This window comes from Oceanicola sp. 22II-s10i (assembly GCF_002210105.1).
In the GTDB taxonomy this organism is placed as follows: domain Bacteria; phylum Pseudomonadota; class Alphaproteobacteria; order Rhodobacterales; family Rhodobacteraceae; genus Pseudooceanicola.
Genome location: NZ_AQQU01000007.1, coordinates 43,985 through 59,809 on the forward strand (window position 1 = coordinate 43,985; position 15,825 = coordinate 59,809).

The following is a 15,825-nucleotide window of genomic DNA, read 5'->3' on the forward strand; positions in this document are numbered from 1 at the left end:
CTTCAAACTCGCGTGTGTCCCGGCCACGACGAAATAGGCGGTCCGGTTGCAAGAGAAAAGGGGCCATGCGGCCCCTTTTCCCTGTCTCCCTGTCGGACTGGCCGACTTATTCATTGCTCCTGACGCTAAGGCCTTTGCCGGGAGGCGTCAACAGCAAATTTTGCCTGTCTCATGGGAACTTAGCCGTTCGAGACAGGGAAAAGAGGCCGTGCCCGGAGGCACGGCCAGTCTGACAGGGAGGAAGTCTGTCCCAGGCGGCGAGGACTGCCGCCTGGGACGTGTTTCACTATGGCACCGACAAGTTAAGGATGTATGTTCGCCCGGACGGAAACGGACAGTCGGGGACGGGGATTTGGACGGCAGGATTTTCATCGGCGGCGGCGGAGAAGGGTATGGCGAAAAGCAGTGGCTGATCCTGAAATACGCCAACCGTCACGGCCTGATCGCGGGCGCGACCGGCACCGGCAAGACGGTCACGCTGCAGATCATGGCCGAAAGCTTCTCGGCCCAGGGCGTGCCGGTGATCCTGTCCGACGTGAAGGGCGACCTGTCCGGGCTGGCCGAGGCGGGAAGCGAGACGTTCAAGCTGCACGAGGCATTCACCAAGCGCGCCGCCCAAATCGGTTTCGACGATTACGCCTACACGGCCTTTCCGGTGCTGTTCTGGGATCTCTTCGGTGAACAGGGCCATCCGATCCGCACCACCGTCAGCGAAATGGGCCCGCTGCTGCTGTCGCGCCTGCTGGAACTGAGCGAGGCGCAGGAAGGCGTGCTGAACATCGCCTTCCGCGTCGCCGACGAGGAGGGCCTGCCGCTGCTCGACCTCAAGGACCTGCAGGCGCTGCTGGTCTGGACCGGCGAGAACCGGGAGGCGCTGAGCCTGCGCTACGGCAATATCTCGGTCACCTCGGTCGGCGCGATCCAGCGCGCGCTGCTGGTGCTCGAGAACCAGGGCGGGACGAAGCTGTTCGGCGAACCGGCACTGGAACTCTCGGACCTGATGCGCACGGATACCGACGGGCGGGGCATGATCTCGATCCTCGCAGCCGATCGCCTGATGGGGTCGCCCCGGCTCTACGCGACCTTCCTGCTCTGGCTGCTGTCGGAACTCTTCGAGACGCTGCCCGAGGTGGGCGATCCGGACAAACCCAAGCTGGTCTTCTTCTTCGACGAAGCGCACCTGCTGTTCGACGACGCCCCCAAGGCGCTGGTCGACAAGGTGGAGCAGGTCGCGCGGCTGATCCGGTCCAAGGGGGTCGGCGTCTATTTCTGCACCCAGAACCCGGCGGATGTGCCGGAGGACATCCTCGGCCAGCTCGGCAACCGGGTCCAGCACGCCCTGCGCGCCTTCACCGCGAAGGACCGCAAGGAACTGCGGCAGGCCGCCGAGACCTATCGCGACAACCCGCGCTTCTCGACCGAGGACGCGATCCGCGAGGTCGGCACGGGCGAGGCGGTGACATCGTTCCTCGAGGCCAAGGGCGCACCGGGCATCGTGGAGCGGACGCTGATCCGGCCACCGTCTTCGCGGCTTGGGCCGGTGGAGCCCGAAACCCGGCGCGAGCTGATCGCGACCTCGGCCGTCGCGGGGAAATACGACACGGTCGTCGACCGGGCCTCGGCCTATGAAATGCTGCGCGACCGGGCGACGAAGGCCGCGAAGGAAGCGGAGGCGGCCGAGGCCCGCGAGGCCCGCGCCGATGCGGAGGAGCGCGAGTTTCAGGCCGGGCGGCGCTATACCGGCGGCCGGGTCCAGACCCCGACCCGCAGCACGACGCGCAGGCGCAAGGAAGAGGACAGCTTCGGCTCGGCCATTTCCGAGGCGGTGATCAAGGAGCTCAAGGGCACCACCGGGCGCCGCATCGTCCGCGGCATCCTCGGCGGCCTGTTCAAGGCGCGCTAGCCGCGTGCCTCCAGTCGTTTGCGCAGGGCCTTGGCATAGGTGCGGCTGACCGGCAGATCGCGGCCGTCCGACAGGATAACGCGGTCCTTGCCGTCCTTGCGTTCCATGCGCACGGCATGGGGCAGGGCGATCCAGTGCGAGCGGTGGACCTGCATCCCGTCGACGCCCTCCAGTTCGGCGATGGCGTCGGACAGGCGGATCAGGACCATCTGGACACCCCGCGTGGTCGAGACCTGGACGTAGTGATCCTGCATCGTCAGCGACAGGATGTCCGTGCCGGTGTCCGGTGTCAGCCTTCGATGGAACGCCACGGGTTCGGACGGGTGGTGCTCAGCCGGCGTCCTGCGGCTGTCGGGCCGGGGCGTGACCGTGTCAAAGCTGCCTTGCATGTACTGGACCAGTCCGATCGCGCTACCCATCACCGCGACCTGCACATAGGTCAGGGCATAGGCCTCCAGCGTCATGTGACGCGGCCAGAGCAGCGCACAGACCAGAAAGACGATGAACGCGCCGGGCACCGCCGCGATGGCGGAGCCAAGTGCGATGCACCTCGGCCGGGGCCAGTCGCGGAACATGTCCGCCACGAGGCACTGGCACATGGCGATATGCATGGGCACGCTGATCCCAAGCACGATCAATGACCAAAACAGGCTGCGGCGCCCCGGAGGCATGGCCTCGTAGGTCCCGAACGGTCCGAGCATGGTCAGGATCACGACGACCGTCGCGAGGACCGCGAGTCTGCGCTGGTTCGCGAAACCCGACACCATTTCACGCATCGTGAAATACATCCTCTCAACTCACGAATTGGCGGCGAGACTTCACGAAAGTTGGTTTGAAGTCAACGTCATCACGATGTTTGAGTTGCGACATCAGCACCGTTTATTCATCAGAACTATTTCGATGACTGAACAATTTGGACAGACACCCGCAGGCCCTCACGGGCTTCGCGGGTGTCTGTCGCCGCAACGACGGCAGATTTGAGGTCGCGGCACGTTCGGGACATCAAGGGGTAGAAGCAAAAGGGCCGCCGGTTGTACCCGGCGGCCCTTTAACATTCATTTGTTCCTGACCTGTCAGAACGGGATCTCGTCGTCCATATCGCGCGAACCGCCGCCACCGCCGCCGCCCGACGACGGGCCGCCCCGGTCGTCATAGCCGCCACCGTAACCGCGATCGTCATAGCCGCCGCCACCGCCGCCACCGCCGTAGCTGCCGCCGCCGCCACCACCGCCGCCGCCGCCTTCGCCACGGCCATCGAGCAGGGTCAGTTCACCGCGATAGGGGCGCAGCACGACCTCGGTCGAATAGCGGTCCTGACCGGACTGGTCCTGCCATTTGCGGGTTTCGAGCTGGCCCTCGATATACACCTTGGAGCCCTTGCGCAGATACTGTTCCGCGATCCGGGCCAGCGGTTCGGAAAAGATCGCGACCGAATGCCATTCGGTCCGTTCCCGGCGTTCCCCGGTATTGCGGTCCTTCCAGGTTTCCGACGTGGCGATGCGCAGGTTGCACACCTTGCCGCCGTTCTGGAACGACCGGACCTCGGGATCGCGCCCCAGATTTCCGACCAGGATGACTTTGTTGACCGATCCCGCCATGGGCTCCCCTTCGATTCCGCCGCTTTGATCCTGACGGTTACACCAGACCGCAAAGAAAGAGTAAAGTTTTGCGCAAGTCGCGCGGCCGTTTCCGCTGGGTCGCGGAGGCGGGCGGGAAGCCGCCAATCCACCCAGATCGGGGGGTGTCAGAGGCGCTGTTTGCAGTTATTGTCCGCTGACAATGACGGGGGACGGAACGATTCAGCTGCGTCGGCGCCACTTTACGGCTGCGCTGCTTGCGATCGGGGTGCTTTGCGGCGCCCCGGCGATGGCGTCCGATGTCTTTTCCTCGCAGTCCCGCGTGAAGCTCTTCAAGTCGCAGACCAAGGTGCTCGATAACCGTGCGTCGGTGCAGTACCGCAACTCGGTGCGGCTGCAACCCAAGCCGATCGTCGTGCCCGGCAAGGGCACCGGTCCATATCGCGGGCGCTACACCGGGCCCTACCTGGCCGTGGCGCGCGACAAGGCGCGCCAGCATGGTGTGCCCGAGGATCTGTTCCTCAAGCTTGTCCAGCAGGAAAGCGGCTGGAACAAGGCCGCTCTGTCCCACAAGGGGGCGATCGGGCTGGCGCAACTTATGCCCGGCACGGCATCGCACCTTGGCGTGGACCCGCACGATCCCGAAGAGAACCTTGAAGGCGGCGCCCGTTATCTCGCACGCCAGTTCCGCGAATTCGGGTCCTGGCGGCTGGCGCTCGCTGCCTACAACGCGGGGCCCGAAGCGGTGCGCAAATACAATGGCGTGCCGCCGTACAAGGAAACCCAGAACTACGTGAAGGTCATCTGGGGCGAGTGATCCTCGCGCCTGTTATGTGATCTTTTTTCGTGCCGGCAGGGAACCGCCGCACCTCTTCCGCTGTTGCAGACGCACAGACGGTCCACGGACCGGGCCGGCCACGAACCGCGACTGAACGCACCAGGCCGGCACAGATAGGAAGTGAGAAAACGATGTTCAAACGTGCAGTCACTGCCATTGGCCTTGCGCTTGCTCTCTCTGCGCCGGCTTATGCCCTGAACGAGCCGCTGCCAGTGTCCAACGTCAAGGTCGACACCGCGCTGGAAGGCGTCAACGCCCCGGACGTGCTGGGGATCTACCCCAAGATCAACGAAGACCTGACCGCCGCGATCTGGGAGCGGATGGAAAACCCGATGAGCGGCAGCGCCGATGGCTATGACATCGACGTCCGCGTGACGAACATGATGCTGGACGATGCCCCGATGGGTCCGGATGGCCAGTTCAACACGCTTGAGGGCATCGTGGCCTACACCAAGCCGCTCGAAGCCGCGCCGGTTCATTCCGTGCCGGTGACGATCCGCGCCACCTCGGGCGCCGTGCCGCCGGGCGTGATCGCCATCGCACCCTCCGAAGGCGATTTCTACGCCGCGATGATCGGCGCCTTCGCCAAGACGGTCGAGGACCAGATGGTGAACCTGCGTCCGCTCAAGGCTGGCGAAGAATACCAGAAGTGATCGCGCAATCTGCGTGAGAAGGGGGCCCGGCCATGTGCCGGGCCTTTTGCTTTGCGCTATTCGGCGGCCAGGGTGATGACCGGCTCCATGCCCTGCAGGATGTCCTCGGACAGGTGGCACTTGACCTGATGACCCTCCGCCATCTTCCGCATCGGAGGGACCTCTTTTTCGCAGAGCCCGCCCGGAACCTCGCTTTTCCAGCGGCAGCGGGTCTGGAAGGGGCAGCCCGGCGGCGGGTTCATGGCCGAGGGAATGTCACCCTCCAGAACGATGTGCTTCTTCTCGACCGAGGTGTCGGCGATCGGGACCGCCGACAGCAGCGCCTCCGTATAGGGGTGGTAGGGGGGCGAGAAGACCTGATCGGTCGTGCCCAGTTCCACCACATGACCCAGATACATGACCATCACCCGGTCGCTGAGATAGCGGACGATGGACAGGTCGTGCGAGATGAACAGCAGCGTCGTCTTTTCCTCGCGCTGGATGTCCATCAGCAGGTCCGTCACGGCCGCCTGCACGGAGACGTCGAGCGCCGAGACCGGTTCGTCCGCCACCACGATCCGCGCGCCGCCGGCAAAGGCGCGGGCGATGCCAACACGCTGCTTCTGCCCGCCGGAGAGCTGGCGCGGCATGCGGTCGGCGAAGGCGCGGGGCAGTTTCACGAGGTCGAGCAGGGTGAGCATCCGCTCGCGCCGTTCCGCGTCGTTGTTGCCGATCTTGAAGATCTCGAGCGCCCGGATGATCTGGCGGCCCACGGTCATCGAGGGGTTCAGCGTGTCGAAGGGGTTCTGGAACACCATCTGCACGTCCGCGACCGTCTTGGTGTCGCGCTTTTCGATGGCGGTGTCCTGGATCTCGCGGTTGTCGAGAATGATCTTGCCCGAGGTCGCGGTTTCCAGCCCCATCAGCACCTTGGCGAAGGTCGACTTGCCGCAGCCGGACTCGCCCACGATGGCCAGCGTCTCGCTCTCGCGGGCCTCGAAGCTGAGCGTCTCGTTCGCCTTGACCACCTTCTTGCCGCTCGACCCGAAGAGCGAGGAGGCGGCGACCTCGTAGTATTTTCTCAGGTCGTCCATCCGCAGGACAACATCGCCGACCTCGGCCTTGGCCTTGACCTCCGTCGCCTCGATGGGCGCGTCCCAATCGATTTCCTCGTAGCGCAGGCAGCGCGTGACGTGGCGGTCGTCGCCCTCGATATTGAACATCGGGATGTCGCGGGCGTCGCAGCGGCCCTGCTGGAAATAGTCGCAACGGGGGCCGAAGTTGCAGCCCTTGGGGCGTTCGTGGGGCAGGGGGAAGTTGCCGGGGATCGCCTTGAGCGGGCGCGCCGTCTTGTCCGCGCCGGGCAGCGGGATTGAACGGAAAAGCGCCTGCGTATAGGGGTGCTGCATCCGGTCGAAGACGTCCTCGATCGAGCCGCGCTCGACCGCCTCGCCGGAGTACATGACGCAGATCCGGTCGCAGGTTTCCAGCACCAGCCCGAGGTTGTGCGAGATGAACAGCATCGAGGTGCCGTATTTCGCCCCCAGTTCCTTGACCAGTTCGACGATGGCGGCCTCGACCGTCACGTCGAGCGCGGTGGTGGGTTCGTCGAGGATCAGGAGCGCGGGCTTGGACATCAGCGCCATGGCGATCACGATGCGCTGCTGCTGGCCGCCGGAGAGCTGGTGCGGGAAGGCGTCGAGGATGCGTTTGGGGTCTGGCAGCTTGACGTCGGTGACGACCTGAAGGGCGCGGTCATAGGCCTCCTTCTCGGACACGCCCTCGTGGATCATCGGGACTTCCATCAGCTGCTTGCCGATCCGCATCGCGGGGTTCAGCGAGGCCATGGGCTCCTGGTAGATCATCGCGATCTCGTTGCCGCGGATCTGGCGGAGTTCGGCGTCGGACATCTTGCCGAGGTCGCGGCCCTTGAACTTGATCGACCCGCCGACGACGCGGCCGTTCTTGCCGAGGTCCTGCATCACCCCGAGCGCGACGGTGGACTTGCCGCAGCCGGATTCGCCGACGAGGCCGACTGCCTCGCCCGGCATGACCTTGACCGAGAAGTCCATCACGGCGGGGATTTCCCTGAGACGGGTGAAGAAGGAGATGGAAAGCTTGTCGATCTCGAGGATCGGGCCGTCGAAGGTCTGGGTGTCAGCCATGTCGCGTGCCTTTCGGGCTTGGTCTGATCCGGCGGAGCGCCGGGCTGCGCCCGGCGCGTTGTTTCAGTGTGAGGGGGCTCTGCCCCCGTCGCGGCCCTGTGGGCCGCGACTCCCCCGAAGTATTTGGAACCAGAAGAAGCAGGGGGAGCGGTGAGGTCATTGCGGCCATTCGCCCGAGTGGCGCCCGCCGAAAGCGCGGGGGCTTTCCGCTAGACGCGACCCGGCGCATTGTGTGACTACGCCGGTCAATCCTTGAGACTTTCTTCGCGGAGGCCGTCGGCCATCAGGTTCAGGCCGAGGACGAGCGACAGGAGCGAGAGGGCGGGCACGATGGCGGCGTGGGGGTAGATCGACAGGAGCTTGCGGCCCGCGTTGATCGTGGTCCCCCAGTCGGGGCTGTCGGGCGGCAGGCCGAGGCCGAAGAAGCCGAGCGTGCCGAGCAGGATCGTCGTGTAGCCGATGCGCAGGCAGAAATCGACGATCAGGGGCCCGCGGGCGTTCGGCAGGATCTCCCAGAGCATGATGTACCACGGGCCTTCGCCGCGGGTCTGGGCCGCCGCCACGTAGTCGCGGGTCTTGATGTCCATCACCAGGCCCCGGACGATGCGGAACACCGTGGGCGCGTTCACGAAGACCACCGAGACGAAGACCACGAGGATGCCGCCGGGGATGTCGAAGAGGTCGAGATCCACCGGGAAGAAGCTGACCGGCGTGCGCGGGTCGGAGACCAGCGAGCAGTAGAGCCATATGAGCGGGATCAGCACCACGGCCAGGATGATGTTCCGTTTGCGCGGTTCGGTGAAGTAGCGCGAGTTGATCAGCACCGTCAGGAACAGGATCGGGAAAAGGAACAGCGCCACCGCGAGGTAGGAGGGGATGCCGGTCTGCACAATCTCGGGCGTGACCAGCAGGTAGAACAGCAGGATCACCGGGAAGGCGAGGATCAGGTTGGCGAGGAACGACAGGAAGGTGTCAAGCCGGCCGCCCACGTAGCCCGCCGGCAGCCCCAGCGTGATGCCGACCATGAAGGCGAAGAGCGTGGCCAGCGGCGCGATGCGGACCACGACGAAGCTGCCTGAGATCATCCGGGAGAAGACATCGCGGGCAAGGTTGTCGCCGCCGAGGAGGTAGTAGGGATAGTCGCCGTCCTCCGCGCCTTGCAGCGGCGTGCCGGGGAGCTTGTTCTTCATCCCCGAGACGGCCTGCAGCGGGTCGTGCGTGATGATCAGATCGAAGAGGCCAACGGCCAGCGCGGTGTAGACCCAGAACATCACCAGTCCGAAGCCGACCATGCCGATCGGGTTGTCGAAGAGCTTGCCGTAGAGACCGAGGCGGCGCTTGAAGGTGATCGACAGCGCGAAGGTCGCGACGAGCGCGATCCAGACCGGCAGCAGCCGGGCCGAGACGGCGCCGACGATGCCCTTCGCCTCGATCGAGGGGATGAAGATGCCGCCGAGGATGAAGATCAGGCAGACCGCGATCACCGCGAGGACGGCGCCGGTCATCACCAGCCGGGCCCAGTCCGCCGGGCTGCGCTTGGCCGTGAGCGTGCCGTCGGGGTTCACCGAGGGCATCGGCTGCGGCAGGAAGCCGAGGATCAGGGTCGCGACGAAGCCGATGGCGGCGACCACGATGGCGGCGAAGAGGATCGGGTTGAGGACGGGTCCGAGGATGCCGGTCCAGGTCAGGGTGTCCATGGCGGCCTCCTCAGGATATCCGGATGCGGGGGTTCAGGTAGACGTAGCCGATGTCCGAGATCAGCTGCGTCACCAGCACGACGATCACCGACACGACCGAGATGCCGAGCAGCAGGTCGATGTCGTTGTTGCCCGCCGCCTGCACGAGGCTCCAGCCGAAGCCCTTGTAGTTGAACAGCGTCTCGACGATCACGACGCCGTTCAGCAGCCAGGGGAACTGGAGCATGATGACGGTGAAGGGCGCGATCAGGGCGTTCCGGAGCGCGTGCTTCATGACGATATTGGGGAAGCTGACGCCCTTGAGGCGGGCGGTGCGGATGTATTGAGCGGTCATGACCTCGGCCATCGAGGCGCGGGTCATCCGGGCGATGTAGCCCATGCCGTAGAGCGCGATGGTCAGGACGGGCAGGAAGAAGTTTTCGAAATTCGCGCCGTCCATGGCACTGGTGGCTGTGCCCTTGAACCACTTCAGCCCGAAGGCGGATGAGGCGAAGACCGCGATCAGGATCACGCCGGAGACGTATTCCGGCGTCGCGGTGGTGGCGATGGAGAAGGTCGAGAGCGACCGGTCGAGGCGCGAGCCCTCGCGCATGCCCGCCAATACGCCCACGATCAGGGCCGAGGGGACCATCAGCACCATGACCCAGAACATCATCTTGCCGGTCAGGGCGAGGCGGGTGGCGACGATGGAACTGACGTCCTCGCGGAACACGCGGCTGACGCCCCATTCGCCCTGCAGGATGCCGCAGTAGCTGGCGGCCTCGTCGGCGGTGGCGGGGCTTTCGACGCAGCGCCCGGCGACGACGCGGCCGTTGTCATCCTCGCGCGTCCAGCCGGGCCAGACGCCCAGCCATTCGCCGTAGCGGATCAGGATCGGCTGGTTGAACCCGTTGTTGCGCAGCCAGCCCTCGACCTGTTCGTCGGTCATGCGGCTGTTGCCTTCGTACTTCGCGACCTTCTCGAGGTTGGGTTCGAGGTTGGTCAGGAAGAACACGATGAAGCTGAGGCACAAGGCGGTCAGCAGCATCGTTCCCGTCCGTCGCAGGAGGAAAATGAGCATCATACGTCCCTGTCTGGCTTTGCGCGCCCGGCCTTTCCGGCTCTGTTCTGGATGCGCAAGGCTGGATGCGGAGCGGGGCCGCGCGATGGCGGCCCCGGTCAGTTCGGATCAGCTTTCGATCCACCACTTGTAGTGATGCATCTCGAAGGTCGGATGCATCTCGGTGCCGTGCACCGTCGACTTGTAGTGCCGGAAGAGCGAGCGCCAGTAGGGCTGGATGACCACGCCCTCGTCGATCATGATCTTCTCGATGTCGGCCATGACCGTCTTGCGCTTCTCGGCATCCGCGATCGACATCGCCTGTGCGAGCTTCTCGTCGAATTCGGCGTTCTCGAAGGCGGTTTCGTTCCATGCCACGCCGGAGCGATAGGCGAGGGCGAGGACCTGAACGCCGAGCGGGCGCATGTTCCACTCGGTCGCGGACCAGGGGTAGACCAGCCAGTCATTCCAGAAGGTCGAGCCGGGCAGGATTTCCCGCTTCACGTTGATGCCCGCGTCGCGGCACTGGGCGGCGACGGCGTCGCAGGTGGCCGACTGCCATTCGTCGTCGATCGAGATCAGGGTGAATTCCGTGTCGGCCATGCCGGCATCGGTCAGCATCTTCATCGCCTCGTCCGCGTTCGGCGCGGGCGTCTCGATCTCGGCGTATTCGGGGTGGATCGGGCAGACGTGGAAGTTCTCGGCCACGGTGCCGAGGCCCGAGTAGCCCAGTTCCAGAACCACCGCGTTGTCCACCGCGCGCTGCAGCGCCTTGCGGACCTCGACGTTGGTGTAGGGCTCCTGCTTCTGGTTGAAGCGGACGCAGAGGGTGGCGGCGGTCACGGCTTCGGACTTGGTCCAGCCGATGGCGTCCAGCACCTCGACGAATTCGCCGGTGGACTGGTAGGTCATGTCGACCTCGTCCGCGTCGGCGGCGGCGACCCAGGCGGCCATGTCGGTGCCGAAGTCGATGAACTCGATCCGGTCCAGATAGGCCTCACCGCCCCACCAGGTGTGATCGGTGTTCTTGACCAGCACCTGGTTCACGCCGGGGTTGTTTTCCTCGGGCATGAAGGGGCCGGTGCCGATCGGGTTGTCCGCCGGATCCTCGCCCGCGTAGGAGCTGTGGACCACCTGCGCCGGATAGTCGGCCATGCCGGGGATGATGGTGATGTCGGGGGCCGAACACTTCAGCACCAGCGTCATGTCGTCGGTCGCGGTGACGGCGCCTTCGCGCATCTTGCCGCTGTCGGTGTCGATCAGCGTGGCGAAGCGCGAGGCCATCGAGTTGCCCTCGACGCTGCTGTCGCACCAGCGTTCGAAGTTGAACAGCACGTCGGCCGCGGTGAAGTCGTCGCCGTTGTTCCACTTGACGCCCGGACGGACCTTAAGGGTGTATTCGGTCGCGTCCTCGTTGGCTTCCCAGCTTTCGATCAGACGGCCCTCGAAGGTGCCGTCGGCGTTGTACTGGACAAGGTATTCCAGCCAGCCGCGGCTGAAGTTGGCCATCTGCGACCAGTCGTAGTTGCGCGGATCCTTGAGCGCCTTGCACTCCATCTGGACGCGCAGCGTGCCGCCCATCTGGGGTTCCATGTGGCTTGCGGCCTCGACCGGCTGGTCCAGCCCGCCGAGTGCATAGACGACCGGGGTCGCGACCCCGAGCGCCGAGACGCGGGCGAGGAACTCGCGGCGGCTCAGCTGGCCTGCGCGGAACTCCTTCGCATACATCTCCGCAGCCGGGTGCACCCGGTCCTTGGTTGTCATCTGCGTCATCGTATTCTCCCTGTGACACATATTTCTGGCTTGGCGGTCCTTGTGCCGGACCTGTCCCCGATTGTTTTGGAGCGGTGAACGGTCTGGTCAAACCGCCCGTGCTTCAAGCGGCATTTGCGCATGCAGAACGTCGCTGCGTCAACGCGCACAATCGGCATTTCTCGAGGCAAAAGCGACATTGGCCTCATTCAAAAACGACATCATGTCGGAATACAACCAAAAGGTCCGGAGCGGGCGCTATTTTTCCATCACATTCAGGGTCCGCCACTTTTTCATCCGGGCCCGGAACCACGTGCGCTGGCGCTTGGCATACTGCCGGGTTGCGACGGTCGCGGCCTCGCGCGCGGCATCAAGCGTCAGTTCGCCCCTGAGATGCGCGATCAGTTCCGGCGCCCCGATGGCGCGGGAGGAGGGCAGGGCGGGATCCCACCCGTCGAGGTTCGCCTGCGCCTCGTCCAGCGCACCTTCGGCCAGCATGGCGTCGAAGCGGCGGGCGATCCGGTCGTTCAGCCAGTCGCGCGGGGCGTCGACCAGCAGCGGCTGCGCGGCGTGCAGCGGCAGAAGTGGAGGCGGCGTGTCGTCCTGCCATGCCGACAGGGGTCGCCCGGTGGCGCGCCAGACCTCCCATGCCCGCTGCACGCGCATCGGGTTCTGCCGGTCGATCCGCGCCAGCGTCTCGGAATCAAGGTCGGCCAGCATCGGATCAAGCCCCTCGTCGCCCCGTATCCGGTCCGCCTCGGCCCGGATGGCCGGCGGGGTCTCGGGGATCTCGGCCAGCCCCTCGGTCAGCGCGGTGAAATAGAGCCCGGTGCCCCCCACGATGATCGGCCGTTCGCCGCCGGTCAGCAGCGGCGCGATGTCGCGCAGCCAGTGGCCGGTGGAATAGGGCGTGAACCGGCCCACGTGACCGAACAGCCGGTGCGGCAGCGCGGCCTCGTCCGCCGCAGAGGGCCGCGCGCTGAGAATCCGCCAGTTATCATAGACCTGCAGGGCATCCGCGTTCACGATCACCCCGCCGTCCCGCGCCGCGATCTCCATCGCCAGCGCGGACTTGCCGGAGGCGGTCGGCCCGGCGATCAGGACGGGCCGTTCCCGGTCGAGGTCCGCGGGCGCTTTCACGGCTGCGTCGGCCGGCAATTGAAAGAGGTCGGAAGGAGCATTGAACCGGGCGGCGTTTAGGGGCAGTTTGCGCGCGATCCTAGACCCCCCCAGCGACGGAGCGCAACATGGCCCAAGACACAGCGAAAACCACCTTCCGTCGCGTCCTTCTGAAAATCTCGGGCGAGGCCCTGATGGGCGACCGCCAGTACGGCCTGAACCCGCCCACCGTCGAACGCATCGCGCGCGAGGTGAAGGCGGTGCACGACCTTGGCGTCGAGGTCTGCATGGTGATCGGCGGCGGCAACATCTTCCGTGGCCTGTCCGGCAGCGCGCAGGGGATGGAGCGGACGACCGCCGACTACATGGGAATGCTGGGCACCGTCATGAACGCGCTGGCGATGCAGTCGGCGCTGGAACAGCTGGGCGTGCACACCCGCGTGGTCAGCGCGATCCCGATGGACCAGGTCTGCGAGCCCTACATCCGCCGCCGCGCCGTGCGCCATCTGGAGAAGAAGCGTGTGGTGATCTTTGCCGCGGGCACCGGCAACCCCTATTTCACCACCGACACGGCGGCGACTTTGCGTGCGAGCGAAATGGCTTGCGAGGCGATCTTCATGGGCAAGAACGTCGACGGCGTCTACGACAAGGACCCCAAGATCCACCCGGATGCCAAGCGCTACGACGACATCACCTACGATCAGGTGCTGTCGGAATACCTCAAGGTCATGGACGCCTCGGCGATCGCGCTGGCGCGGGACAACAACATGCCGATCCTCGTCTTCTCACTGGACGTGCCGGGCGGGTTCCGCGGCATCATGGCGGGCGAGGGCATCTATACCCGCGTCCACGGATAAGGGTTTCACCGGATCGGGAACGTGTGGCGGGCGCATTCTGGATTGTCGCCCGAGGTCAAATGCGGCTATATCCGCCAGACCAATAAGCAGGCAGTGGTGACAGGAGCCGGTCATGTCAGAAGAAGACTTGGACATCGACATCGACGATCTCGAACGCCGGATGGACGGCGCGATGAGTTCGCTTCGCACGGAATTCGCCTCGCTCAGGACCGGCCGCGCTTCGGCCTCTATGCTGGATCCGATCATGGTCGACGCCTACGGCGCGCCGACCCCGATCAACCAGGTCGGTACGGTGAACGTGCCCGAACCGCGGATGGTCACGGTCAACGTCTGGGACAAGGGCCTTGTGAACAAGGTCGAGAAGGCGATCCGCGAATCCGGTCTGGGCATCAATCCGCAGATGAACGGCACCATCATCATGCTGCCGATCCCCGAACTGAACGAAGAGCGCCGCCGCGAACTGACCCGCGTCGCCGCGCAATATGCCGAACATGGCCGCGTCGCGATCCGCAACGTCCGTCGCGACGGCATGGACCAGATCAAGAAGGCCAAGGCCGCCGGCATGTCCGAGGATGACGTCAAGCTCTGGGAAAGCGAAGTCCAGGAACTGACCAACAAGTTCATCGGCGCGGTCGACAAGGCGCTGGAGACCAAGCAGGCCGAGATCATGCAGGTCTGATGCCTTCGGGCAGAGGAGGCGATCATGCCGGATGACGGCAGATACCTGAGCGGACCGCGCCACGTCGCGATCATCATGGACGGCAACGGACGCTGGGCCGAACGGCGCGGGCGTCCGCGCCTTTTCGGGCACCACGCAGGGGCCCGCCGCGTGCGCGAGGTGGTCGAGGCATGTCCTGACCTCGGCGTGAAATACCTGACGATCTTCGCCTTCTCGACCGAGAACTGGAAACGGACCCAGATCGAGGTCGCGGGCCTGATGAGCCTCTTCCGCAGCTACATCAAGCGCGAGGCGATGGCGCTGAAGGAAAAGAACGTCCGCGTCCGCTTTATCGGCGACCGTCCGGGCCTCGATCACAAGCTGCAGGCCCAGATGGACGAGCTTGAGGCGATGACCGAGCATTGCGACAGCGTCAACCTGACCATCGCGCTGAACTACGGCGGGCGGGACGAGGTCGCGCGCGCGACCAAGCGGCTGGCGCAGGATGTCGCGGCCGGACGGCTCGACCCCGAGGCGATCGACGAGGAAACGCTGCCGCGTTACCTCGACACCCGTGTGCTGCCGGATCCCGACCTCGTGATCCGCACCAGCGGCGAGGCGCGAATCTCCAACTTCCTGCTGTGGCAGTCGGCCTATGCGGAATACGAATTCATCGACACGCTGTGGCCCGACTTCACCCGCGACGTCTTTGCCGGTCTGGTCGGCAACTATGCCGGGCGTGACCGCCGGTTCGGCGGGGTGAAGGCCTGAGATGACGGATCCGGCCAAGCCGACCGGCGGCGACCGCAAGTGGTCGGACCTGATGCCGCGCATCCTGTCGGCGGCCGTGATGGTCGCGCTCGGATCGCTGATGATCTGGCTGGGTGGGCACTGGTTCCGCCTGTTCGTGGTCCTGCTGTCCGCCGGCATGGTCTGGGAACTGACCCGCATGTCCGCGCCGGAGCGTCCGGATCGCTGCTACCTGATGGGCGCGATCGCGGGCGTGGCCGCGCTGGCCGCGATCTACCTGCCCGCCGCGATCGCCATGCCGTTGCTGCTGGTCCCCTCGATGGCCGCCATCGCGCTGGTGCCGCAGCGCCGCACGGTGGTGATCGCCTATGCCGCGATGATCCTTCTGGCGGGCTTCGGGATGGTGCGCATCCGTGACGATCTGGGCGCGACATGGCTCCTGTGGCTCGTGGCCGTCGTGGTTGTCACCGACGTGCTGGGCTACTTCGCGGGCCGCATGATCGGCGGGCCAAAGTTCTGGCCGCGCGTCAGTCCCAAGAAGACATGGTCCGGCACCGCCGCGGGCTGGGTCGGCGCGGCCGCCGTCGGTCTGGCCTATGGCCAGTGGAGCGGCCTCGGCATCGCGCTGGTCGGGATCAGCATCGCGGTCTCGATGGCCTCCCAGATGGGCGACATCGCGGAGAGCGCCATCAAGCGTAAGGCGGGGATCAAGGACAGTTCGAACCTCATTCCCGGCCATGGCGGGCTGCTGGACCGGTTCGACGGGATGCTGGGCGGCTCGCTGTTCCTGCTGCTGGCGGGGCCGGTCGCCGGTTTTCCGCCGGGGATCGGCTGAGCG

14 protein-coding genes are annotated in these 15,825 nt (G+C 65.5%); 7 read left to right on the forward strand and 7 right to left on the reverse strand.

Annotation, left to right across the window (positions count from 1 at the left end; all coding sequences use genetic code 11):
• Window positions 1-352 precede the first annotated feature (352 nt).
• Window positions 353-1,903 carry a helicase HerA-like domain-containing protein gene (locus tag ATO6_RS17045; protein WP_088625242.1) on the forward strand — a complete coding sequence of 517 codons (1,551 nt, stop codon included), beginning with the start codon at window positions 353-355 and terminating at the stop codon, window positions 1,901-1,903.
• Here ATO6_RS17045 and ATO6_RS17050 read toward each other — a convergent pair.
• Together ATO6_RS17050 and ssb are read right to left on the reverse strand one after the other, a co-directional pair.
• Window positions 1,900-2,691 (reverse strand): LytTR family DNA-binding domain-containing protein, encoded by a 792-nt coding sequence (locus tag ATO6_RS17050; RefSeq protein ID WP_088625243.1) that lies wholly within the window; start codon window positions 2,689-2,691, stop codon window positions 1,900-1,902. The genes ATO6_RS17045 and ATO6_RS17050 overlap by 4 nt on opposite strands.
• Window positions 2,692-2,976: 285 nt before the next feature.
• Window positions 2,977-3,501 (reverse strand): single-stranded DNA-binding protein, encoded by a 525-nt coding sequence (ssb, locus tag ATO6_RS17055; protein WP_088625244.1) that lies wholly within the window; start codon window positions 3,499-3,501, stop codon window positions 2,977-2,979.
• Window positions 3,502-3,769: 268 nt separating this feature from the next.
• Between ssb and ATO6_RS17060 the strand changes: the two genes are divergently transcribed.
• Both ATO6_RS17060 and ATO6_RS17065 read left to right on the forward strand, forming a co-directional pair.
• Window positions 3,770-4,297 (forward strand): lytic transglycosylase domain-containing protein, encoded by a 528-nt coding sequence (locus ATO6_RS17060; RefSeq protein ID WP_088625448.1) that lies wholly within the window; start codon window positions 3,770-3,772, stop codon window positions 4,295-4,297.
• Between the two features lie 152 nt (window positions 4,298-4,449).
• Window positions 4,450-4,971, forward strand: a complete 522-nt coding sequence (locus ATO6_RS17065; protein ID WP_088625245.1) for a hypothetical protein — start codon at window positions 4,450-4,452, stop codon at window positions 4,969-4,971.
• Between the two features lie 56 nt (window positions 4,972-5,027).
• On the opposite strand, the gene ATO6_RS17070 is transcribed toward ATO6_RS17065, so the two are convergent.
• The 5 genes from ATO6_RS17070 to miaA all read right to left on the reverse strand — a co-directional run bounded on the left by ATO6_RS17070 (window position 5,028) and on the right by miaA (window position 12,743).
• Complete coding sequence (locus tag ATO6_RS17070) at window positions 5,028-7,115, reverse strand: ABC transporter ATP-binding protein (protein ID WP_088625246.1); 2,088 nt, start codon at window positions 7,113-7,115, stop codon at window positions 5,028-5,030.
• A 245-nt stretch (window positions 7,116-7,360) separates the two neighbouring features.
• Window positions 7,361-8,812 carry an ABC transporter permease gene (locus ATO6_RS17075; protein WP_088625247.1) on the reverse strand — a complete coding sequence of 484 codons (1,452 nt, stop codon included), beginning with the start codon at window positions 8,810-8,812 and terminating at the stop codon, window positions 7,361-7,363.
• Window positions 8,813-8,822: 10 nt separating this feature from the next.
• On the reverse strand, window positions 8,823-9,872 hold the full coding sequence (locus ATO6_RS17080; protein WP_088625449.1) for an ABC transporter permease: 1,050 nt from the start codon (window positions 9,870-9,872) through the stop codon (window positions 8,823-8,825).
• Window positions 9,873-9,980: 108 nt separating this feature from the next.
• Window positions 9,981-11,624 (reverse strand): ABC transporter substrate-binding protein, encoded by a 1,644-nt coding sequence (locus ATO6_RS17085; protein ID WP_254919189.1) that lies wholly within the window; start codon window positions 11,622-11,624, stop codon window positions 9,981-9,983.
• A gap of 237 nt (window positions 11,625-11,861) precedes the next feature.
• Window positions 11,862-12,743, reverse strand: coding sequence for a tRNA (adenosine(37)-N6)-dimethylallyltransferase MiaA (miaA, locus tag ATO6_RS17090; protein WP_088625248.1), 882 nt, complete (start codon window positions 12,741-12,743; stop codon window positions 11,862-11,864).
• A gap of 107 nt (window positions 12,744-12,850) precedes the next feature.
• Between miaA and pyrH the strand changes: the two genes are divergently transcribed.
• From pyrH to ATO6_RS17110, 4 genes are all read left to right on the forward strand, one after another.
• Window positions 12,851-13,579, forward strand: coding sequence for a UMP kinase (pyrH, locus tag ATO6_RS17095; protein ID WP_088625249.1), 729 nt, complete (start codon window positions 12,851-12,853; stop codon window positions 13,577-13,579).
• A gap of 112 nt (window positions 13,580-13,691) precedes the next feature.
• Window positions 13,692-14,258, forward strand: coding sequence for a ribosome recycling factor (gene frr / locus ATO6_RS17100; protein WP_088625250.1), 567 nt, complete (start codon window positions 13,692-13,694; stop codon window positions 14,256-14,258).
• Window positions 14,259-14,282: 24 nt separating this feature from the next.
• Entirely contained in the window at window positions 14,283-15,008 is a 726-nt protein-coding gene (gene uppS / locus ATO6_RS17105; protein ID WP_088625251.1) for a polyprenyl diphosphate synthase, read from the forward strand.
• Window position 15,009: 1 nt separating this feature from the next.
• Window positions 15,010-15,822: a phosphatidate cytidylyltransferase gene (locus ATO6_RS17110; RefSeq protein ID WP_088625252.1), complete on the forward strand. Its 813-nt coding sequence runs from the start codon at window positions 15,010-15,012 to the stop codon at window positions 15,820-15,822.
• Window positions 15,823-15,825: the final 3 nt, after the last annotated feature.